The organism is Cohnella sp. GCM10020058 (genome assembly GCF_042683485.1).
GTDB lineage: Bacteria > Bacillota > Bacilli > Paenibacillales > Paenibacillaceae > Cohnella.
The window spans coordinates 373434-396649 of record NZ_JBHUJV010000015.1 but is presented as its reverse complement, the minus strand read 5'-3'; the positions used below and the strand labels follow the sequence as shown (position 1 = coordinate 396649).

Annotated in this window: 10 protein-coding genes and 1 riboswitch; of the genes, 4 read left to right on the top strand and 6 right to left on the bottom strand. The window is 58.9% G+C overall.

Annotation, left to right across the window (positions count from 1 at the left end):
- Positions 1-969, bottom strand: coding sequence for an ABC transporter permease (locus ACFSR7_RS26350; protein WP_378166771.1), 969 nt, complete (start codon positions 967-969; stop codon positions 1-3).
- A gap of 195 nt (positions 970-1164) precedes the next feature.
- The gene (locus tag ACFSR7_RS26345) at positions 1165-6501 is read right to left on the bottom strand and encodes an Ig-like domain-containing protein (RefSeq protein WP_378166769.1); all 5337 of its coding nucleotides are present in this window, start codon (positions 6499-6501) and stop codon (positions 1165-1167) included.
- Between the two features lie 262 nt (positions 6502-6763).
- Here ACFSR7_RS26345 and ACFSR7_RS26340 point away from each other — a divergent pair, with 262 nt between their 5' ends.
- Positions 6764-8404, top strand: coding sequence for a response regulator transcription factor (locus tag ACFSR7_RS26340; protein ID WP_378166767.1), 1641 nt, complete (start codon positions 6764-6766; stop codon positions 8402-8404).
- Positions 8401-10212 carry a cache domain-containing sensor histidine kinase gene (locus tag ACFSR7_RS26335; protein ID WP_378166765.1) on the top strand — a complete coding sequence of 604 codons (1812 nt, stop codon included), beginning with the start codon at positions 8401-8403 and terminating at the stop codon, positions 10210-10212. The genes ACFSR7_RS26340 and ACFSR7_RS26335 overlap by 4 nt, the downstream gene beginning before the upstream one ends.
- A gap of 43 nt (positions 10213-10255) precedes the next feature.
- On the opposite strand, the gene ACFSR7_RS26330 is transcribed toward ACFSR7_RS26335, so the two are convergent.
- Positions 10256-11239 carry a Gfo/Idh/MocA family protein gene (locus ACFSR7_RS26330; protein WP_378166763.1) on the bottom strand — a complete coding sequence of 328 codons (984 nt, stop codon included), beginning with the start codon at positions 11237-11239 and terminating at the stop codon, positions 10256-10258.
- A 178-nt stretch (positions 11240-11417) separates the two neighbouring features.
- A riboswitch (ZMP/ZTP riboswitch) is annotated at positions 11418-11502 on the top strand.
- A gap of 91 nt (positions 11503-11593) precedes the next feature.
- Between ACFSR7_RS26330 and ACFSR7_RS26325 the strand changes: the two genes are divergently transcribed.
- Both ACFSR7_RS26325 and ACFSR7_RS26320 read left to right on the top strand, forming a co-directional pair.
- Positions 11594-12454: a bifunctional 5,10-methylenetetrahydrofolate dehydrogenase/5,10-methenyltetrahydrofolate cyclohydrolase gene (locus ACFSR7_RS26325; protein ID WP_378166761.1), complete on the top strand. Its 861-nt coding sequence runs from the start codon at positions 11594-11596 to the stop codon at positions 12452-12454.
- Entirely contained in the window at positions 12451-13086 is a 636-nt protein-coding gene (locus ACFSR7_RS26320) for a cyclodeaminase/cyclohydrolase family protein (protein WP_378166760.1), read from the top strand. The genes ACFSR7_RS26325 and ACFSR7_RS26320 overlap by 4 nt, the downstream gene beginning before the upstream one ends.
- A gap of 34 nt (positions 13087-13120) precedes the next feature.
- Here the strand turns inward: ACFSR7_RS26320 and ACFSR7_RS26315 are convergent, their stop codons facing one another.
- The 3 genes from ACFSR7_RS26315 to ACFSR7_RS26305 all read right to left on the bottom strand — a co-directional run bounded on the left by ACFSR7_RS26315 (position 13121) and on the right by ACFSR7_RS26305 (position 23024).
- Entirely contained in the window at positions 13121-14683 is a 1563-nt protein-coding gene (locus ACFSR7_RS26315; protein ID WP_378166758.1) for an extracellular solute-binding protein, read from the bottom strand.
- A 28-nt stretch (positions 14684-14711) separates the two neighbouring features.
- Positions 14712-16919, bottom strand: a complete 2208-nt coding sequence (locus tag ACFSR7_RS26310) for a helix-turn-helix domain-containing protein (RefSeq protein WP_378166757.1) — start codon at positions 16917-16919, stop codon at positions 14712-14714.
- Between the two features lie 168 nt (positions 16920-17087).
- Positions 17088-23024, bottom strand: coding sequence for a DUF4962 domain-containing protein (locus tag ACFSR7_RS26305; RefSeq protein WP_378166756.1), 5937 nt, complete (start codon positions 23022-23024; stop codon positions 17088-17090).
- Positions 23025-23216: the final 192 nt, after the last annotated feature.

Genomic DNA, 23216 nt, shown 5'->3' with positions numbered 1-23216 from the left:
CTAGAAGAGCGAGTAATCTTTGTTGTACATCTTCACTGTCCAGTTGGCGGCTAAGATGATGACGAAGCACAGGATGGACTGGTAGAAGCCGGCAGCCGATGCGAGTCCGAAGTCGGGTGTGCTGACAATGGATCTGAATACGAGCGTATCGACGATATCGGTGGAATCCATCAGCATGGAATTGCTGCCGATCAACTGGTAGAACATATCGAATTCTCCGCGGAGCACTCGCCCGAGTCCGAGCAGAACCAAAATAATCATCGTTGGAATGAGCAAGGGGAGCGTGATGTAACGGATCTTCTGCCAAACCGTAGCGCCATCGATGGTAGCCGCTTCGTAACATTCCTGGTCGATTCCCATGATCGCCGCCAGGTAGAGGATGCTTCCGAAGCCGACCCATTTCCACACATAAAACAACGGTAGCAGAAAGTACCAGTAAACCGGCGTTCCGTAAATATCGAGCGGTTGTCCGCCGAAGTGCTTGATCAGCGTATTGACCACGCCGTATTCGTAGTTGAACAGATTGTAGGCGAACGCGGCTACGATAACCCAGGAGACGAAGTAAGGGAGGAGCATGAAGGATTGCACGGACTTCTTCAGCCACTTGCCCCGCATTTCCGAGATCAGAATGGCGATCAGCATGGAGAAGAACGTGTAGCAGGCCAGAAACGCGATATTGTAAAGCAGCGTATTGCGGGTAACCAGCCACGCTTTGCCGGACTTGAAGAAGTATTCGAAATTGCTCCAGCCGCTCCACGGGCTATGCCAGATGCCGCCCGAATAATCGTAGTTTTTGAAGGCGACGATAATGCCGGCCATCGGCAAGTAGGCGAAGAGAAGGAAGTAGACGACGATCGGGACGAACATGATGTACAGTGCCTTTTGTTTACGCAGCTCTTTTAACAAGCCGTTTGATTGCTGCCGCGTGGCGGTTCGCCGTTGTTTACCTGCATGCTGAAGCGTTTTCACATTCGCCATCCTCGTTTTCTGTTCGTTATGCTCTTCATTTTAGAGGACGGATTCGTATTAATATACGACACGATGTTAGTATGTTCTTGGTTATGTTGCGAACATCGCCGGACGGTCATGGCGCAAAAAAACAAGACAGGCCGCCTCGATTAACGCAGCGGCCTGTCTTGCCGAAACCAACGATATCAAACACCGTTATCTTTGCATCAGCTTCGCCGCTACGGCCGCCAGATCGGCGTCACCGATCGCCCTGCCGCCCGCGATTCCCAGCGCCAGGTAAAGGCTCCATTCGGGATCCGACGAAGACTTGCCGTAATACTTCGAGATGACCGCAAGATCGCCGACCGACCATGATGCGGCATCTAAGGTCTTCACCGAAGCCTTCAACGCCGCCAGCTTGGCGCTAAGGTCCGCAATCGCCTGCTCTACGTCGGCAGGCGCAGCCGAGCTGTCCGCGTAAACTTCGCCTGCACTCCCGATCGCCGACTGCAGGGCCGACTTCGCCGACGCCGAATACTGTCCGATAAACGCGCCGACTTCCGTCGCCGCGGCCAGTCGATTGGCCGCAGCGGCAAGCAGCGCCTGCAAGCCCGACTTGTTCACCGTCGCCAGGCTTACGGTTGCGCTTCCCCCCGTCGCCGCCCATTCGCGAGCGGCATCGGATATGGATGCCTCGACCGCCTCTAGGCTTGTCGTGCTCGCCGCGTCTGTCTCCAAGGCGCGGAACGTCAAGTCCGCCAACGACGCGCGGTTGGTAACTACGGCATCTTCGTCGGCGTTCGCGATCAGCAGGCGCAGCTCACCTGGCGTGTCCGCATTCGCATACACGGCCAGACCGGCTTGCGCGGCCGCGGCGGCGACGAACGCCACCCGCTCTTCGTCATAGCGAATGGTCATTGCGGATGCGTAGATGGAATCCGGCAAGTTCTGCAGACCGACGGCCACGTTAAAGTTCTGGCCGGCATATACCTTATCCTGCACGGACAATGTCACGGCAGCCTCGTTTTTGGGCACGGAAACGGAAGGCTGGTAGAAGTAGACCTCGCTGATGCTGAAAAACGCGCTGCCCGTTCTGCCTTTGCCTATGATGCGGATATATCGGGCCTGCACGTCGTCGAATGCGTACTTCTCGGTCTCCGCGGTCAGTCCCGAGCTTTGTCCCTCGTCGATTACCCGCGTCCAATGGACGCCGTCGACCGACGTTTCCACGTCAAAGAGATAATGACGGCCGAGACCCTGGTACCAAAGGATGCCGACCTCGTTTACCGTTCTGACCTTGCTCAGGTCGAACTGGGCATACGCATAGCCCGGCGGGTATTCGGCATACGCAGCATTGACCGAGTCCGACCAGATCGAGCCGGCATTCTCGTCATAGGCATTTTCTGGCCCGAATCCGTTGCCGCCCGGCCCGTTGCTAGAGACGCCATTAGCGGTAACTCCGTAGATGGGCAATAGCCTGGACGAATGAATATGCACCGTATAAGTCCGCTCGGTCCCGTCGCCTGCCGTCACCCGGAGAACTGCCGTGCCGGGAACCGCGCCGTCATAATCCAGCTGGACGGCAGCGGCCGTCGATCGCGACAGCCAGGTCATCGTCGGGATCGGCTTGTTGCTCGCGTACTCTACGTCATAAGTTAGCGTGTCCGGCGAAAATCCGGCGATCGCCGCGCCGTTCACCAGGATGGAAGCCAGACCGGCATCGCTCTCGCTGGTGCCTCCGCCCGTGCTCTCCACCTCCGTTACCGTGCGTGCGGCGAGGTCCAGTTCGACGGCTACCGAGCCCGATTCGAAGGTCCATTTGTCCCCGTTTTGAACGAGCGATACGTTGGCGGGCAGGGCCTCGTTCCCGCCCCAGCTGAACGCGACCGCATTGCGCATGCTCGTCTTGCCTTCGCCAAGCACGCGAAACGCCATCCGGTCCCCGTTGAACTTTTCGCTGTCGTAATGCACTTTCTCCGCCTTGACTTGCGCTTCGCTCGCCGTTAATTCCTGGAACCTCAATGCGCTGCGGGCGCTCGTGACCAGATAGTCGCCGTTGGCCAGCGTCTGTACGCCCTGCTGTTCCGGGAAGAAACGCAGCTCCAGGTTTTGCGGCTGGGATGTCTCGATATCATCGACTACGATAAGCAGATTCGGTTTGAGGAAGATCAGGTGCCGCTCGTATTTCTCCAGCCCCAGGTCGGCCGGATACGTGCCGGCGGCTTCGCCTACCATATAATCGAAGGTCGGATTCGATTCCGCTTTTAAGATATCGGCATCCGAGCGGGCCGTCTTGGAGGCGACGCTATCGAACCAAGTACCGCCTTCCCCGATCTGTCCGATTTCGTTTACAAGCAAGGTGTTATGGTTCGAAGTGAGCTTATCCGCGTACCCGTCGTCGCGGATCAAATATTCGCCGTTCGCGTACACGAGGAAATGGTTGGCATCCGGATGCTGATGCCCGCCGCCGAAGAAGCCGTCCATCGACAGGTCCTTGTGCCCCATGGGCGGACCGGACTTAAACGCGACAATGCTCTCATCGCCTGACCAGTCGGAACGCGAGACCGCCAATCCCAGGTTATCGAACAAATGCAGGGTCGGCTGGGCGCTGACCGGCGTAGCCGCGACCGTCGGATCGTAATAGAGAATGCCGAGCCATCTTGAAGCGCTATTTCCCACGTTCTTGCTGTCGATCCGGTCCGCCATCCACTGCGCCAATCCATCCCGGTTCTCCGCGGCGATGACGCGCATCAAGTAATCGGGCCCGTAATAGTTATAACCCTCGTTATCGGCGAGATTGAGGAAGCTGCCGGTTGGCGTCCATCCATTCTCGCTCAACATGGAATAAGCGACATACTTGCTGCTGTTTTTATAAAAATCGTTTTGCAAAATAGCGCTGCCCACGAACTTCTCCGCCAGCTTCGCGAACTTGATGGTCCATTCCATGCTGTACTGCCAATAGGCGAAGCCTTCGTAGCTCGCTCCGTCGGCCGGCATCCAGTCTTCGATCGCCGCGAACGCGCTCAAGCTGTACCCGAACCAATCCACCGCCTCCGGCTCCTCATCGTAGATGGCCAGCGAGGCGGCGGCGAGACCGCTCACGAGGACATGCATGATATTATGCGCCGGCACGCTGGCCCACCAGACTTTAGCCGTGTTATGGCCGATGGCTTTGTTGTACACTTCCTCGCCATGCGTCTTGAGCGCTTCGCGTATGACCGTTCGATCGCTCTCGGACAGATCGTCATACAGCCAATCGTATACGACCGCCAGGCCGAAAAGCAGGTGTCCGGCCGCCAGGCTAACGTCGGTGACCTCGCCGTTCCTTCCCCAGGTCGGATAGGCAGCGGCAGTCGTCGCCCACGCGATAGCCGCATTCTTGTAGGCCGCGTCCTCGGTCAACAAATACGTAAAAGCATAATCGACCATCCGGGCGGCTACGTCCCGCTGCCACAGCTCCTCCTGATCCGAACTCGCATAATAGGTCGGCGCAGCGGCAATGGTCACGGATTGCCGGTACTCGCTCCAGAGGGCGGCATGCGTACCTCCCGGTTGAATAGCCGTCCGCAATTGGGCGATCTTTGCACCGTCAAGCAGCAATCTGGCGTGAACGCCGGCATAGGCCTGCAGCGTCTCCGCCAAATCTTCGACCGCGATCGTGACGGTCGAGATCGCCGAATTGCCCTGCGCATCCAACGCGCCCACCGTGAACCGGTCGTTGCCGGAATAGCCCGGCGTTGGCGCGTACGTCCAAGTGCCGTCGGACTTGACGAGCGCACTCCCGTGTGCGGCCGGAACGAGCAGCCTGTAAGTCAACGCTCCTTCGTTCGCGTCAACGGCCTCGACCTGCCCGTTAACCGCTACGCCGTTCCGGGTGTTCTCGGCATAATTCGGAACCGTAATGTTGGCGCCGCTGTCGACTCGTACGCTGCTATATGCTTGATAGCCGCCTTCGACCGTGGTTGCGGTAATCAAGGCAAGTCCCTTGCCGACGGCGGTCACCTGGCCCGAAGCGTCCACGGTCGCTACCGACGGGTCTGAAGAAGACCATTGGACGCTCGGGTTGTTCGCGTTTGCCGGTGCGACCGCGGCATGCATGAGCGAAGTCTGACCCAACGCCAGATCGCTCGCATTCGTATCCAGCGCGACGCCGGCGACGGCATTCCATTCCTCGAGGACGATACCGTCGAACCATGCCTCGCCCGTGCCGGTTCCCTTATACGTATTGCTTAGCCCTACCCTTACCGCTTGCGCCGGCGCTTGAACGATCCGCTCGATCTGCGTCCAGTTATTTTCGTCTCGCGCGCCTTGCGCGGACACTTCGAAGTATTTCGTGCCGCCGATGTCGATCGGACTGTCCCCGGCGCCGGAGTGAAAGACGTACTCGATGCCCGCTGCCGCGTTGCTCGAATCGCTCGTCCTCACCCAAGCCGAATATTTATAGGTTTTGCCGTCGACCACCGGGACGGATTGACTGGTTACGACCCGGGCGGTAGAAGCCGCGGTCAGTTTCAACGACTGCAGGCCCGCTTTATGGACGGCAGTATCGAGCGTTGCGCCAAAAGCGCCGGAGTAAGCTGGCGACGGTCCTTGCCAGAGCGTCCAATTCGCGGCCGTTCCCCCCGTCCAGTTGGCCGCCGGCGCTCCCGCGGTTTCGAACGAACCGTTCTGGACCAGATTGACGACCGCTACCGGATCGCCGGACCCGACAGTCAGAACGGCGCTCGCCGTGAATCCGCCGTCTGCGGTCGAAGCCGTAATCGTCGTCGTACCGTTGCCGATTCCCGTGACGATTCCGGAACCGTCGACGCTCGCCGCCCCGGCATTGGAAGAAGTCCATACGACATTCGGATTGCTCGCATTTGCGGGCGCTACGGTCGCCGTAAGCTGCAGCGTGCCGCCGACCGCCAAGGTCGCCGCATTCGTATTCAGCGTCACGCCCGTTGCCGAGGTCCACTCTCCGAACTGAACGTCGTCGAACCAGGCAGCGCCCTGATCGTCGGCACGGCCGAGGTAATAATTCGAGATTACGATTTTGGCGGCGCCGGCCGGTGCCGTCATTACCGCTTCCGTCAAGCCCCACGCTCCGTTGGACCCGGGAGCGGTTGCCGTGTAGTAGGCCGTGTTGTTCGTATAAATCTCTTGATTGTCGGCATTTTTAAAAACGTACTGCAAGCCCGCGCCGGCATTCGTCGCGTCATTCGTTTTGATCCAGGCCGAAACTTTATACTTTTGCCCGGCGACGACATTCATCGTCTGGTAGACGGTCGGACGGACGCCGGCATTTGCGGTTATTTTCAGCGCATAATCGCCGATATGCGCCTCTGCGCCGTCGCGGCTCGCCGCGTATCCCGAAGCCGGCGACCATGCCGACCAATTGGCCGCAGGCGCGCCGGACGTCTCGAACGAGCCGTTCAGCGCCAGGTTAGTCGCCGCTGCGCCTACCGGCCGCGGATAGGCAACCATTCCGCCCGCGGCGAGCAATCCTTCGACGAGGGCGATAATCAGCGCAACGACCAACCCTCTTCTGAGCTTGAACCCTGCTTTTGTCATTTCAAAATCTCCTCCCGATTCGACGAGCCTTAGAAGTAAGCGTTTCCAAACATGGCAATCCTGCGAGATCTTCAAGCGCCCCCTTTCGTCACGACTCTTTGCAACCCCATTTTACAAATCGATGTTTCTAAAATATACGACACAAAATTACGATCTTCTTGGCTCGATTATGCAGTTGTCATTGACGGATTCTCAGGTATGGGGCGATCTGATACACTGACGGTAGACATGTTTTTCGGGATGGGAACGAGGAGAGACCGCCATGCTCAGAGCGATCATTGTAGACGATGAAAGGACGACGAGAGACAGCCTCAGTCGTTATCTGCCTTGGGAACGGATGGGCGTCGCTTCGATCGCGACCGCCAAAAACGGATTGGAAGCGCTGGAAACCGCTCAAGCCGCGGCGCCGGACATTTTACTGACGGACGTTCGCATGCCCAAGATGGACGGGATGGAATTAGCGGCTAAAATAAGGGCGATATATCCGTCTTGCAAAATCATCTTCTTAAGCGGGCATGCGGACAAGCAGTATTTAAAAGAAGCGATTCACCTAAAGGCAATCAGTTTCGTCGAAAAGCCGATCAATGTGACGGAATTGGAATCGGCCCTGTTGAAAGCGATTGCGGAATGTTTGGATGACAGGCGCCACCTCGAGGAAAATCAGAGAATGATCGACGGGTTGGGCGAGCGCCGATGGCGGATGCGTCAAGAGCTGGCCCGCGAGTTGACCGGCCTTCCGCCGGATCCTTCGGAGCTCGAAAACCGATTCGGCGATCTGTATATCCGATTTTCGCGGCATCCGTTCTTCACGGCTGCCTATGCGATTATCGATGGGCCCGCAACGACGGATAACCGCATGATCCACGGCCTTCGGTCCGCGCTGCTCGAACAGCTCGCGGCGCCCGAGGTGTTCGGTTGGGCGGATTGCCTTGCGGGCTTCGACGTCCGGGACCGCCTCTTCATGATCGTCGCGGAGCGAACGGATCGTCCCGCCGCCGAGCGGGACGCAGCTATCGTGGCGGCGCTGCGCCATCTGCAGGAATGCGCGGCAGATCGCATCCGTTTAACCTTAAGCGTCGGACCTCGCGTTCGCGAGATCGGGCAAGTTCCGGCTTCCTTCCAGGCCGCGATTGCGGCGGCCGCGCTACGTTTCTATCGCGGAGACCGCAACGTCATTCGCTATGATGCTGTTCCGACAGTCGAATTCCGCATCGACAGCAAAACGCATGAACGCTTTCGTCGCCATCTGAGCACCGACGATCGCGGGCCTGCGCTGGCACTTATCCGGCAATTGGCGGCGGAAGCGGCACATACGGAGGATCTCGACCTCCATCGCGTCAAGTCCGTGTTCTATCAGTTGACCTTAATCGTGCAGGAGGCGGCTGCATCATGGGGAATCGCTCATTCGGACGACGGCAGCGAAATGCATGCGATTTGGCGGCATATCGATCGAGTCGGCTCGTTGGACGAATTGGCGTCCGGCTTGCTGCACCGAATCGGAGCGATGTACGACCGAATCCGGGACAAAGACTCCGTCGGGCGAAAAGTGTACGAAATTACGCAATATATTCGCGCGCATTATGCCGATTCCACGCTTTCCACGCAGTCGATCGCGCTTCATGTCAGCTTCAGCAAAACGTACCTGTGCGCGTTCTTCAAGAAGAACGCAGGCAAAACGATCAATGAATTCATTACGGAAGTTCGCATGGAAAAAGCGAAGGATCTGCTGAAAGAGGGACAACTGAAACAGTATGAAATCGCCGACGCGTTAGGTTACAAGGATGCGAACTACTTCACGACCTTGTTCAAGAAACATACCGGTTACACGCCCACCAGGTACATGGAGATCTATTATCCGGTCTCTGAAGCGCAGGCCGGTACATCCGGGAGCGGCAATCGATGATTCGCGCCTGGATGAATGCCTTCGGCAATTTAAGCATCAAGTATAAACTGTTTTTTTCCTATTTGGCGTTGATCTTGCTTCCGCTGGTGACCTTTCTGCTCGTCAACTCGTTCGTGACGGAGCGAGAAAACGAGAAGGAAATGGTCTACTCCGCGCAGCAGACGTTAAAGCAAACGGATTCGTATATGGAATTCAAGACGAACTCCGTCCTGAATGTGTTGAACATGATGGCGATGAACGACGAAATCATGGCGTTGATTCAGTTTGATTCCGAGCGCTATACGGACAATATCGGGCAATGGATTATGGACGAACAAAGACTCGAGGCCTTGTTCCTGCTTGCCAAAAACAACCCCGACGTCAGCAATGTCCGCATCTATATGCGCCAAGGCATGGTCTCCCTCTCCCAAAGCGAGGAGATCAGGGATCTGGGCCGCTATGCGGATACGCGCTGGTTCCGGCAATTGCTCGACGGCAGAAATACGGTCGAATGGTTCGGCGCCGATTATTTTCCCGAGGAAAATGAAAATGTCATTCATGTCGTACGCAACATTCCAAGCGACCGCAATCTTTATGAGAGCATCGGCGTGATCGACTTTGAAATTCCGCAGGATCGTATCAAGAAGATTCTCGATCAGTCCGTTTATACGCAGGGCACCGTCCTCGCCATCGTCAATAGCCGGAACGAGATCGTCAGCACCTCCAGCAATGCCGGCGAACATCCTCCGAACAATTACATGGACATCCTGTCCGATTTTTCTACCGATAACCTGCGCCAAGGCGTTCTCCGCAAGCAGCGTCGGGACGACGGCGATTGGCTGGTCGGCGCGCAAAGCATCGAATATTCGGATTGGACCCTGCTTTTGATTACGCCTTACGCCGACATTCTTAATCTGAGCCATAAATCCAGAAAACCGATGATTGTCGTATTTTTAATCATTGCGCTGGTCACCCTGCCGCTGTCGTTCCTGACCGCTTCGTCCGCCGTAAAACGAATTAAAGCGCTGATCGTCCAAATGCGAAAGGTCAGGCGAGGGGACTTCAATGACGCCTACATTCCAAGCGGCAAGGACGAAATCGGCGAGCTGATCAAAAACTATAACTACATGCTGGGGACGCTGGCTGCCACGATCGAAGAGAAATACGACCTCGGCAAAGCGCTCAAAAGCTTTGAGCTCAAAGCGCTGCAAGCGCAAATCAATCCGCATTTTCTGTACAACACGCTGGACCTGATCAATTGGATGTCCGTCGCGCATAAAGCGCCGGCCATCGGCGCCGTTGTCGAGGCGCTGGCCAAATTTTACAAGCTAAGCTTGAGCAACGGCGAAGATACCGTCACCGTTCGCAATGAACTCGAGCATGTGAAGGCTTACGTACAAATCCAGAACCTGAGGTGCGACGGGGCGATACGGCTGAACATAGAGGTTCAGGAATCGATTCTTGATTATCCGATCATCAAGATCGTACTGCAGCCGATTATCGAGAATGCGATTTTGCATGGCATCCTGGAGAAGGAAACGGAGAGCGGAACGATCACGATCCGCAGTGAGACTCACGACCGGAATATTACCTTGTACGTCCAGGATGACGGCGTCGGCATGTCCGAGGAAAAGGCCGCCCGCATTTTAAACGATCCCGATTCGGCGGAAGAACGACCGGGATACGGACTGAAAAATATCGATCAGCGGCTAAAAATGCACTACGGCGAAGCTTATGGTCTGGCATTTTCCAGTCAGCCGGGCCAAGGCACGCTTGTCGTCGTTCGGATTGCCGCCGTTCAGCTCGCGGCTGTCGCGGATACAGAGTAAAGGTTGGACCTCAGTTTCCATTCGAAGCTGCGGTCCACATTTTTTAAACCTTCTGTTCCTTTCCGGTTGCCGCAGATCGATACACCGCTTCTATGGAAGCGATGACATGCCGGCCGTAAGCCCCCGAGCAGCCAGGCTCGCGTCCTTCCCGAATCGCTTGAAGCAGGTCCAGATATTGCAGAACGAAGGGATCCGCCTGCTCGGCGATTTCAACTTCCTCGTACTCCCCGCCGCGGCTGATCAGAAGCTGGTATCCCGTCATCAATTTGAGCATCCCTTTCGTGCAGACAATCTCGGTTTCATTACGCGCCGCTCCGGGATAGCCCGATTGCACCATCGTTGCAGGGATGCCGTTATCGAGCTCCAGAAAGACCGCTCCGCTGCCCTCCACATTGCCTCTTGGACCATGATGGCTGACGGAGGCTCGCACGCTTCGCACGCTGCCGTCGGTCAACCATTGAATTTTATCGATGGCGTGGGCGCCCAGGTTAAACAGGATGCCGCCCCCCGCCTTCTCCTTTTCAAGAAACCAGTCGGGTCGCCGCAGCTGAAAATAATCCGTATGCCGGGCGTCGTTGATCATGACGATCTCGCCCAGTTCGCCGCTTTGAAGAATCCGCTTGGCCTCCAGGTTGTGCGCCATATACTGCTGCGTGTGTCCGATCAGCAAGCGGACCCCGGCCTTGTCGGCGGCCTCCATCACTTCGTCGCATTCTTGGACATCTAAAGCCATCGGCTTCTCGAGCATGAGGTGGCATCCGTATCCGACGGCCTGCAGCGCCGCTTCTTTGTGCAAATGGTGCGGGAGCGCGATCGTTACGATATCCGGTCTCTCCGCATCGAGCATCGGCCCGAACCGATCGTAGGCACGGATGCCATACTTGTCCGCGACTGCCTTGGCTTTGCCGATGTCGAGATCCGTCACGGCACATGCCGATATGCCGTCGACCGCCCGAATGGCCTCCAGATGGTTGCCGGCAATCGCGCCCGCCCCGAGCATTCCCGTTTTTAACGTCTGGTTAGGCATGTCCGACCGTTCCTTTCCGTCCCCTATCGTTCTGAGTAAAGCCAGTTTAGCAGACCGACGGACCGTCGAGAATCGATACAGAGAAATTGCGTAATCCAGCAAAGAATATCGTAGTTCTGCCTCGGGCGTTCCCCAGCGGTTTTCAATCGCAGCCGGGTCTGTTACTATATAAGGCAATAGAGCCGCATGCGACTGGCGAGATCAGTGGAATCGACCACGAGGGAGCATGCGGAAGGACCCTTCCGTTCGCCTGGGAGAAAAGGATCCGCGAGCAAGACTCGTATGCGAATACGAGTCTGCCGCGGGTCCTTTTTCGTTCAAAAATCGGCATTCCCATTCAAGGAGGACCTAGCCATGACGACAATCATGAAAGCTAAGGAAGCGGCGGAACGCGTCTATGAAAACGTCCGCTCGCGCGCACAGGCATTCAAGGAAAAAGGCACCCAACCGCAGCTGGCCGTTATTCTGGTCGAAGGAGATCCGGCTTCCGCGTATTACGCCCAGGCCAAACGAAAAATCGCGGACCGGCTCGGCATCGCCTACCGCCTGCACGAGCTTCCGGCGGATGCGACCGAATCGTCCCTCCTGCGTCTGATCGCCGACTGCAACGCGGATGCCGCCGTACACGGCATCCTGCTGGAACTGCCGCTGCCCGCCCACTTGTCCGCGCGCCGCATCGAGCGGGCGATCGCGCCGGACAAAGACGTCGACGGCGTCGCGCCCGCGAACAAGCTGGCCGTCGTCACGGGCGAAGCCGGCCTCTATCCGGCCACGCCCCAGGCCTGCATCGCGCTCGTCAAGCATTACGGCTACGCGCTCGAAGGCGCCGACGTCGCGCTGATCGGACGCGGCCAGACCGTCGGGCTGCCGCTGTTCCATTTGCTGCAGCACGAGCAGGCGACCGTCACCGTCTGCCACTCCCGCACGCCGGATATCGCTTCTCACCTGACCCGCGCGGCGTTCGCCTTTGTCGCCGTCGGCCGTCCGGATACGGTGACGCAAGACATGGTCCATCCCGGCCTCGTCCTGGTGGACGCCGGCATTAACGAACTCGCGGACGGCAGCATCGCCGGCGACGTCGCCGCGGACGCGGGCGAACGCGCTGCCGCATACTCGCCCGTACCCGGCGGCGTCGGTACGCTGACGACCGCGATCGTATTCAGGAACTTGATGGACGCGATCGATTTGCAGCAAAAGGAGGCGAACCGACAATGAGCGAAATCTCGTGGGACCGGTCGATTCGGAGCTTCGTCGGACAAGCGGGCAGCGCGGCCCCGACGCCCGGCGGCGGCAGCGTAGCCGCGGTGGTCGCCGCGCTCGGGGCTGCGATGACGTCGATGGTCGGCCGACTGTCGCAAGGCGACAAATTCGCGGCGATCCGGCCGCAGGTCGAAGAGACGCTCGCGCGGATGACTCGCCTGAGCGCCGAATGCGAAACGCTGATGCATGCGGACATCGCATCGTTCGACCGCTACATGGGCGCGCTGCGGCTGCCCAAGGCGACCGAAGAAGAAAAGGCGCAGCGCCGGGCGGCGCTGCGAGAAGCGGCCGTCCAAGCGACAGCGGTTCCTCTCCGTTTGATGGAGCAATGCCGGGAAGGCTTGACGCATACGCTGCAAATCGCGGAAGGCGCCAACAAGAACGTCCTGTCCGACCTGGCCATCGCCGCGATCCTGCTGGAGGCCGCCGCGCGGTCCGCCCTCCTGACCGCGGAGATCAACTTCGGTTCCCTTCAGGACGCGCAGCTTGAAGCGGCGTATGCCGAGCAAGCAGGCGAGTTGATGCGGGGCATTGCGGACATGGCGCGAGAAGCACAGGGTATCGCCCGCCGAAGGAAGCGCGAATGACCGCAGGGCTTGCAGCCATTCGCGCTTCCGAGGTTCACGGACGCCCGGCCTCCCTTGCCCGGTCGAACGCCAACCGATACAATTCCTTCAACTTGGTCAGGTTCAGTTTATTCAATCCTTCGATGAAGGCGTCCCACTCGGACATCGGCTTGTAGCCGAGGATAAACCGGGAGACGTTGGCCCCGTAGTACTTGTCCAGCTGCTCCAGCGCCGGCCCGGCCCAGGCGATCTCGCTCGCGTCCAGCATCGGTGGTTCGCCGGAGATGGGGGACGCGTACTTGGCCGCTTCGCGATAGGCATTCTGCTCGTCCGCGCCGCTGAGCGACATGAGCGAGCTATAGTCGAAGCGGCCGTACGTGCCCGCCGTCATGATGCCCGCTTTCTTGCGCAGGTCGTTGGGCTCCTTGAACAGCGGCAGCAGCCTGCGTTTGCCATCCACGACCTCGTAGGTCTCGCCTTCCTTGCCCCAGCTCATCAAGTCCATGCCCTCGTCGGCGTACAAAAAGTCCAGGTAACGCAGCGCCGTATCCAGACGTTCCGTCTTGGCGGAGATCGCGTAGCCGAGCGGTTCGTAGTCTTTTCTCGGAAGATAGGCGAACCCGTCCAGCCCGCTTGGCGGCGCCATGAACGTCAAGTGCTCGCCCGCTTCCAGCTGCGCGTTCATAATCTCAATCTGGCCGATGTACTGGACGGTGATGAACGATTGATTCGTCGTCATGAACTGCGTCCAGGCCTTATAGTCCATCGAGAGCCAATCCGGCGGCATGAGCCCTTCTGCGTAAAACTTCCTTAAGTATCCGATCATCGCCTTAAAATTCGGATCGGTCGGGCCGTACTTGACCTCTCCCGTCTCGGGGTCCTGATAGAACGAAGGGTAAATGCCGAACGCCGGTCCGAACGTGGCAAGGGTGCCGAGCCCGTGCCTGAAGACGAACGGGTAGCTGTCCGGGTAGAGCCGCTTCAGCGTCTTGGCGGTCTCGTAGAGCTCGTCCCAGGTGGAAGGCGGCTTAAGTCCGTGCTTGTCGAAAATGTCGTCCCTGTAAAACCAGACGATCTGGTTGCCCGCGCCCGAGCCGTCGCTGAGCAACTGGTACATCTCGCCGCTTGGCGACGTCATGCGCACGGCGACATCGGGCCTCGAAGCGAGGAACGCCCGGACGTGAGGCATTCGGTCCAAGTAACCGAAGAGGTCCAGAAAAGCGCCCCGCGAGCCGTATTTCTGCGCATCGGCCGGATACACCGTGAATAGATCCGGCATGTCGCCCGACGCGATCGCCAGCGCCATCGACTCGGGTCCCGTCTGCGTCACCTGCTCGATGGCGATGTTCGTCGCCTCCCGCACCCAACGCCATACGGGCCAGTCGGGCCTTGCAGGCCAGGCTTGCGATTCCTCCGTCAGCATCGTGAGCGGCTCTGCGCTCGATACGGATGCGGACGCAGACTGGTCGCCCGCTTTAGAAAACACGGCGGTCGAAGCTGCCTGGTTGCCTCCCCCTCCTAAGCAGCCGGTCAGTGCGGCCAAGACGGCAAGCGCGCCGAGAACGGCGAGCGCCATTCGCACGGCAATACCCAATATTTGCTTGCTGTACTCAATCAACCGGATTCCCCTTCCCCCGCGGCTCTTTTCACGAGCTATGCTCCCGTTTTCGGTGCTCGCTCGGCGTCGTGCCCGTAAATTTCTTGAACATTCGGTTAAAGGACGTAATGTTCTGATAACCGACCGTCTTTGCAACGTCATTGATCTTGGCGCGGTTGTCGCAAAGCAGCTCCTTGGCCCGCGCGATGCGCGTCTCATTGATGTAATCGACGATGTTGACGCCCGTCTTTCCTTTAAAATAAGTAGACAAGTAGCTGCTGCTCATCTTCAGCTTGTCCGCGAGCGTATCCAGATAGATGGCCTCCGACAAATGCGCATTCACGTAGTCGATGACGAAATCCGTGACCGCGTCCTTTTCTTCTTTCTTCGCCTTGACGGCTTCCGCCGCTTCCTTCACCAGGTCCAGCAGTTGCCGCTCCAGCTCTGCCGCAGTCTCGCACCGTGAGAGCTCTGCCTCGGCATGCGCGAGGATAGACGTCAGCCGGTCCGGATCCGCCGGGGATTGGACGGCGGCGACGCGTATCTTGCCGACCGTCGACTCGGCGAACCGCAACAGCGCGGCCGCCGTCATCGAATCGCTCTCCCAGCGGTCGAACAACCGCTGCAAGATCGCCGCAGCACGCTGCGCGTTGCCTTCCTTTAATTGGACGAGAAACTCCTTGTCCTGATCCGGCGGCAAACCGACAGGCGACTGCGGCTCGGGGGGGACGACGATAATCTGCGTCTCGTCGGTCAGCCGCCGCTCTCTGACGAGCTGCTGCGCTTCCTCGTAGGCGGACGTCAGTTCGTCCGAAGACCGATGGACCGGCGTCACTGCGATCGTCACGATGCCGTACGCCTTGTCGTGCTCGAACACGTCCTTCATCCGCTTCAGCAGTCCGAGCAGATCGTCCGTCCGGTCGGTCGGCACGAGGCTCAGAATCTGATTGCGCTCGATCTGGAACGTCTGCGCGTCGGAGAACGCCGGCTGCAGATGAGCGTCAATATATGCTTTCAGATAATAAAGCCATTGGCCGATCGGCTCGGCATCGCCCGAATCGCGGCACCGCGACTGAACCTGATACAGTACAAAAACGAACGGCCCTTCCGAGAAGGAAAGGCTCGCGCCGTCGGCCTCGCGGCTGCGGATCGCCTTCAGCCGGTTGACGAAGCCGACCTGCCGGCGCAGCTCCCGGCTCCCGCGAAGCTCGTCGTCAATCAGATTAAACTCCCGGATGCCCGACCGGTTCGGCATCGCTTCGTTCATCGAGCGCAGTGACTCGATCACGCGCTTCAACGGATTGTTGATGCGGACGGCGAACATGACTGCGATCAGAATGCTGAGCAGCACGGCGGCGGCAAGAATGGTGATCAACGTGAGGCTCAGTCGCGACTGGTAAGCGATCTGCCCGGCCGGTACGCGATAAGCGTAGCTGTAACCGGTTGCAGAACCTTTTCGGATAAAATAGTAGTCGTCGCCGCGAACGAACCGTTCCTTGCCCGGCTTCGTCAGTTCGTCGTAGGCGAGGAACGGCTTCTCTCCTTCCCTGAGGTAAAGGATGCGCCCGTCTCTGTCATAGACCGCGAAGTTGTCGAATTTGCTTTGCTGGAACGCATCGTACATTTTCCCGGCTTCGAGGAACACGACCATGAACGAATCCGCGCTGCCGTCGTACTTGAACACGACCGGAATCAGGTCTCCGATCGGCTCGGAGCTGCCACGGAAGATGGAATTATGAAAAGAGGCCGAAGGGAACACCCGGTAGGTATAAGGTTCGGAAAACTGCGCAGTCCAGAAATCCGGCGGATACGCCTCGCTTGCGTAAAACTTGCCGAACATGGCCCGGGCGCTCGTGCTCGTGTTTTTTTCCAGTACCGTCTTGCCTTGATCGGTAACAAAAACGATGTTGTCGATAAACAGGTACGGGTTGGCGACCCAGGTCGAGATATCGCTAATGATCTGCGGGAACTCGTCGTAGCGGGGAGGAGCCTGGAGGCGCTGCACTTCTTCGCTGAAGAACAGGTACATTTGCTTTTTGACAAGATCCAGGTGCTTTTCGTAGCCGTTCATCGCATTGTCCAGCATCAGCGTATTGGAATTGACGATCTCTTGCTTGACGATGCGCTTGGATATCGAGATCGCATAAACCGTGAGCGAGACAAGCAGCACGATGATGCACAGAAAGCCGGCGATAAGCCTCATAAAAAGCGAGTAGGATCTGCGTCTGAAAAAGAGCATCGGCTGAAGTTGTCTCATGCGACCCCCAAGCGTTAAGGATAATGTGCTTCGCCGAATCAGGCACCTCAATCTTAACAAGCCTTTACTCGTGTGTAAATCGCAACATCCCGGCCGCGTCAGAAAAGCGATCCCCGGATCCGCACGGATCCGGGGATCGCCCTCTTGAAGGCTTCGCCTGCGTGAAAATCAGAAGGTAAACGGCACCGTCGTCGTCGTACCTGCGTCGGCGGACGCCTGCTTGATCGTGCCGCCGTAAGTGACGCTGAACGTGTAGTTGACAGGCAGCAGTTCCTTGCGCGCGATGCCGCCCGAGAACGTGCCGAACGTACGCCAGCCTCCTGCGTAGTATGCGGCTTCGCCGCCGTCGAGCATGTTGCCTTGGGCGTCCTTTAGCTGCAGCGTGACGCTGGTCGTCTGAAAGACGACGATCGGGTCGCTTCCCGTATCCTGCGGTTTTTGCAGCGCAGCGCCGCCGTACGCCATGGCGAGCGTATAGTTGCCGGGCAGCAGCTCCATGGACGCCTCGCCGGAAGCCGCAGTCGTGCCCAGCGTGTGCCAGCCTGTCGCGTAATAGGATGCCTCGCCGCCGCTCAGCGGCGTTCCTCCGCTGTCTTTCAGCTGCGCGCTCACCTTTACCGTCTGAAAATCGACTGTCGCGTTGTCGCCCGTATTTTTCGATAATTGCAGTGTCGTGCCTTCGTAAGCCATGGAGAACGTATAGGTGCCGGGCAACAGTTCCTTGGAAACTTCGCCGCCCGTCGCCGTGCCGAACGTCCGCCAGATGTCGCTATAAAAGGAAACGACGCCTCCGCCCAGCGCATTGTTCTTGCTGTCTTTCAGCCGAACTTTGACCTTGAAGGTTTGAAAATCGACGACGTTGCTGTTGCCCGTATTTTGCGGCTTCTGAACCGTCTTGCCTTCGTAGGTGATAGCGAACGTGTAGTCACCGTCCGGCAGCGTCTTGTTCGCCGTCCCTGTTGCGTCGGTCGTGCCGAACGTTTTCCAGCCGCCGGCATAGTAGCTCACTGCGGCGCCTGCGATCGGGTTGCCCGCGCTGTCCGTCAGCTTCGTCCGGACAGTCGTCGCCGCGAGCGCGAAGGCGGCCGTATGCGCGCTCTCGACGTTGACCGCCTTGTCGACGGATCGGTACAACACGCTGTAGGTGCCTTGGCGATCGAACGTGACCGGCCCTGCGTACGGCAGCCAGGTGGCGCCGTTATTCAGGCTGTACTCGGTCTTGTCGATGCCCGAACCTCCGGTATCCGCGGCGCTCAGCGCGAGCGTGACTGGGCCTGCGTAGGCCCCGTTCGCACCGTCCGGCTGCGCGGGCGACAGCGTCGCGGTCGTCGCCGGCGCCGTCAGATCCGCTACCGCCGGCGTGGTGTCGTTGTACATTGCCACGTAGTCGAACAAGAATTGGCTCGTATACCGGTTTCCCGCGAACAGGAACGTATCGACGGACGACACGTTCGCATTGTTCAGGAACTTGATGCCGGTCACCTTGTATGCACCGTTCTCCATCGTCCCCGGCGCGTCAACCGGTCCCCCATAGCTCTTGAATGCGTCCGCTTCTATCGTCAGATCGTACGTTTTGCTCGCGGTGTCGATGTCGATGCGGAGCTTGATCCACTGATTCTTCGGCAATTTGAAGATCGGATTCAGGTTGTTCGCGGGAATCTTGTAGTCCTTGAAGGTTCCCGTAGCCGCATCCAGGTTGTAGTAGCCGAAGTTCCCCTCCGAAAAACCGCTAATCCTTGCGATGTCGCTGTTCTGACCGCGGATTTTCCATTCGTAGTTGCCGAGCTCCGTGTTCATAAAACGAGTCTCGAACGTCACCTTCCCGCTCAAGGGCGCGGTCGTTCGGATCACGGCCGGACTCTGCGTATAATCGGAGCTGCTGGGCGCATAGGCGTCCGTCACCTGCATCGACTGCCCCGCGCCGCCTGGAGTCGCGACGACCGTGACCGAAGAGACGCTGTCGACGTTGGCGTTCGCGGCCGTCCAGCCGCCAGTCGATCCGAATGCGCCGGCTGGACGCTCGTCGAATGAATCGTAATAGTCGCCGCCGCTGACCGTCGACGGCTGGGTCAACGTTAGGCTAGGGCCGTTCACCGAGCGATTGCCGTCTCCGTCGACCGCCTCGATTTTAAACGCATACGCGCTTCCTGCTTGCAGCAGCGTCGCGTCGTACGCATACACGCTGCCTGCGACCGTCGCGATCTTCTCGAACGAAGTCTGCGATGCCGCTTTGCGGTAGATTTCATACGAAGCCACTTCGCCGGAATTGTCGGTCGCAGCATCCCATGCCAGCCGGGCGACCGCCGGGAATAGATGAACAGCGCGAAGCGACGCGCCCGTCCAGGCCGGCGGCGTCGTATCGCTGGCCGGCAGCTCGAGCGGCGCGCTGTCCAGCGAAGGATTGTCGCTCGTATCCATCGCCCGCAGGACAATTGCATACGCCGTGCCGGGCACGAGACCCGTAATCGTCGCGGTCGTCTGGCCGCTAGGCACGACCGTCTTCTGCACGTCGTTCGCGAAGATTGCATACGCCTTCACCGCGACATTGTCCGTCGACGCCGTCCAGGAGATCGTCGCGGACGTATCCGTACGGGAGACGAGCTGCACGTTGCCGGGTACGCTCGGCCGAACCTCGTCGTCCTTCTTTTCGATCAGGGCGATCCAGTCCAGGTTCATGCCGCCTTGCGCGTCCCACATCGTAATGTCGACAGGCCCGGCCGGCAGCTGCTGGTCCGTCTTGACGCGCAGGCCCTTCCATACTTCCGGCGTACGGCCCCAGTCCGGCACGCCGTTCCCGTCCAGCGTTGCAGGCGCTTCGACGTAGTACGGAGTATCGCCGATCATCGCGAGGCGTCCCGTCATCGTGCCGACGGGATCAAAGCCGGCGACGTACTTGAGGACGAGATCGTATTTGCCCGCTTTAGGGACGTTGATCGTCCATTTCACCCACTGGCCCGTCGACTTCCATTCTCCGAGTCCGACGCCGCCCGACAGGAACGGACGCGTCGAATACTTCTTAGGACCATCTACGGCGACGTAGGCTTCGGCTTCTTTCCATTGGAGGTTTAACGTCGATCGTTTGTCGTCCGGATTCGTCCACACTTCGACAGGCGCCGGGTTGCTGGTACCGATGCGCGCCAGCTTCAGCAAACTTGACGCCCCGCGCACGAGAATAGAGGCTCCCGCTTCAAGATAGACAGTGTTCGGCTTGCCATGCTTTTCGAAAACGAAGCCCGCCGGCGCTTCCTGAACCTCGTAAAGGCCCGCTTCGTTGTTCAGCTTGCCCCATGCGACCGGCACGCCTTCCGTATCGCCGTAGACCTGCATCGTCACGCTGCTCGCCGCCCCATCGATCTCGACCGGCATCGTCGCGTTCGGCTGTGCCTGCGGCATCGGCGCATTGTTCAGCTTGAAGGCATGCTGCCCCTTATCTACGTGCAAGAGCAGCTTGCTGCCGGACATCGCCCACTGCATGCCCCGATTGGCGAGACCGCTCGCGACGGCGCCGCCGCTCGGGAAGTCGGTCCCGGTGTCGAAGTCGCGAACGCGCAGGACGCCTGGCGCTTCCAGGGATATCTGCGTCGGATCCGCCTGACCCGACACGGACAGCTGCGCTCCGTCGTAGGCGATCGTAGCGGACTGGTCGCTTTCGATCAGCGTAACGCCGTTTTTGACGACTTTTTTCCCGTCGACGAGCAGCACCGACGCGCCCTTCAGCGCGACCGCCGAGCCGTCGAAGCGTATGCTGCCGGCATCGATCTCGCCGGTCGCCGTCGTCAGGCGGACATAAACGACCGTACCGTCCTCGAAGGTCAGCTTCATATAATTGCCGTGGTTTTCCGAGGCGATGTTCTGCGGAGTAGAATTCCGCTTGTATGCTTCCATCGTAGATACGAAGGTTGAAGACGTCGCCTTGGGCGCGCTGAAGATCGCGTGCACCTGCTCGTTCGCGGCGAAGCTGCCGCCCGGCTTCACTTCGTTGCCTCCGACGCCGATGTATCGGCTCGTCTTGGCAGCGCTCAGATTGTCCGGCGCGTAAAAGCGAACCTTCAACGCCGCGTCCCCTTTGAGGATTGTCGCTCCTGCTTGGTCGCTGTCGAGATCGAGCTGGTCTTGGGCATGTAGCCGCCATTCGAACGCATTGCCCGACGAATTCGCGGACTTCAGCCTGTCGACCACAACGAACACGTCGGGCCGCAAATAAATGACGTCGCGGTCCGACTGGCTGAGCGCGCTGCCGTACGCGGTTTTCGCATCGGCGCTAACGGCGTCGAAGACCGGCGTCGTCACGAAGCTTTTCACCTTGCCGTCCGCCTCGATATCGTTCGGCTTCTGGCCTACGCCGCCGTCGTAAGTAATCGCGTTCGCGGCCAGCGTCTGGCTCGTGAATTGCGTCCGGTGAATCGAGGTGTAGCTATCGTAATAACCCGCCTCGATCGCCAGCGATTCGCCGAAGGCGTTCACGACAAAGCTGTTCTGATCGGCATAGCTGTGGTTGTAGCTCCCGTACGGGCTCGATTTGAAATACATCGAGACGCGGTCCGGGTCGTACAGCTCGGAGTGCATGGCGACTAATCCCACATCCTCGAACCATCTGGCTCTAGGCAGATCGACCGGCGGTCGCGAAGATAGATTGTCGTCCCCGTAGAAGTAATTGTTGTTCATCGTGTAATCCGGTCCGGTGCCGATGGCTTCGGCCGCCCATTTGAGACGCGCGTCCCCGCTCAGCTGCGACAGCCGGTCGTAGATGGTCACGCTTGGCTTGTCAGGCAAATATTCGCTGTCGTCCCCGAAAATGCCCTTCGGGGTACCATGCGGGAAAGCGTAAAGCGGGTACAGTCCCTCGTTGCGCGAGAAGGCTTTTTTATACAAATTCAGTCCGGTCGAGGCAAGGAGTACGTCCTCGAACTCTTGTCCGATGAGATTGGACCACTGCCAGTAGCCCGTGCCTTGGGACCAACCGCCGTCCTCTCCGCCCCATGGCGGCATGATGTTGATGTAGGCGGGCACGATCTTGGCGTACCAAGTCTCGGCTCGGCCGTCCGGATACTCGCCCAGCATGGCGGTGGCGATGATCCCGAGATAGCCGAACGCCGACCAGCCGTGCGAGTTGTATGGACGATTTTTGATATTGGTATCCGGATTGTCGACGAGCGAGGATACCATCGATCCGGTATGCAGGGCGATCAGGTTTTTGAGATTCGTGCGCTCCTGCGCCGACAGCGCGCCGTACAGCCAGTCGTAGGCCAGCGCCGCGGCCAGCGCGACCGAACGCTGGATTTGGTCTTGTTGGCCGGACGGTCCGCTCGGGTCCCAGCCCGCGATGCCGGCTACGCTCGGGCCGCCGAACAGCCGGATTTTCGCGTCGGTCAAATATTTCGCGTCTTGCGTAACGAGATATAAAAAGGCCGTATCCAGCATCCGGTTGATCAGCGGTTTAGCCTTGCCCGCGTAATCGTCCAGCGTCCCGGTCAACGGCGGATCCCCCGGCGGATTTTGATTGGCCGCCAGTAAATCCGTGTTTACGTCGATCTTTTTCTGATCGATAAACGCCTTTCCGCTGCCCGACAAAGCGAGGTTCTTGAAGTCCTGCAGCGTGTCCGGCGTCGTCCAGATGCGCGGGTGGCCCGTCGGCACGCTGCCCATCAGTTCGGCAATCGGGGGCACGACGAACGGTACGTTCTGCGCCTCGATGCGGAACTTGCGCACGTCGCTCCATACCGACCAGCCTTCGGCCTTCTGGAAGCGTACCCGCCAATACCAAGTGCCGCTATCGAACGTATGCGGAAAATTATAAATGTTTTCGGTCAACGCATTATTTTCGTACGTAACGCTGGCCACCGACGCGTCGCGGCTGACCTGCAGGTCGTAGCCGATCGCGCCCGGCACCGCCGGCCATCTGAAGTCCGGCGGATTCTGCGTCGTCGTCAGCCCTTGGACAGGCGCGAACGGCAAATTGTAGCCGCCGATGACCGACGCCGGCCATGCCAGGCCGGTCTCTTCCGCCTGCGCGCTTTTGATGGCGTTCCCGACGTTCAGCAGGCTCGCGAACAACGCGATGACCATGCTCAACGCCATCGTTTTTTTCTTCGTCCAACCCCTCATCGTCCCAGCTCCTTTTCAACTTGCAAGTATGAATCGTCAGGCAGACTGCTTCCTGCGAGTCGCGCCTCGCATTCGTGGAAACGCTTTCTACCATGCCTCCCTTCCGTACACGCCTATGGTAGCCGAGGGGTACGCCCGCCGTATATGAACGGATATCGGGATACGTGCAACTATTTCTCTATTTCAAAAAAA

Bases quoted from the DNA above. Each gene is read 5' to 3' on its own strand.
- ACFSR7_RS26310 (WP_378166757.1), bottom strand. From the start codon at position 16,919: ATGAGACAACTTCAGCCGATGCTCTTTTTCAGACGCAGATCCTACTCG.
- ACFSR7_RS26345 (WP_378166769.1), bottom strand. From the start codon at position 6,501: ATGACAAAAGCAGGGTTCAAGCTCAGAAGAGGGTTGGTCGTTGCGCTG.
- ACFSR7_RS26305 (WP_378166756.1), bottom strand. From the start codon at position 23,024: ATGAGGGGTTGGACGAAGAAAAAAACGATGGCGTTGAGCATGGTCATC.
- ACFSR7_RS26330 (WP_378166763.1), bottom strand. From the start codon at position 11,239: ATGCCTAACCAGACGTTAAAAACGGGAATGCTCGGGGCGGGCGCGATT.
- ACFSR7_RS26335 (WP_378166765.1), top strand. From the start codon at position 8,401: ATGATTCGCGCCTGGATGAATGCCTTCGGCAATTTAAGCATCAAGTAT.
- ACFSR7_RS26320 (WP_378166760.1), top strand. From the start codon at position 12,451: ATGAGCGAAATCTCGTGGGACCGGTCGATTCGGAGCTTCGTCGGACAA.
- ACFSR7_RS26325 (WP_378166761.1), top strand. From the start codon at position 11,594: ATGACGACAATCATGAAAGCTAAGGAAGCGGCGGAACGCGTCTATGAA.
- ACFSR7_RS26340 (WP_378166767.1), top strand. From the start codon at position 6,764: ATGCTCAGAGCGATCATTGTAGACGATGAAAGGACGACGAGAGACAGC.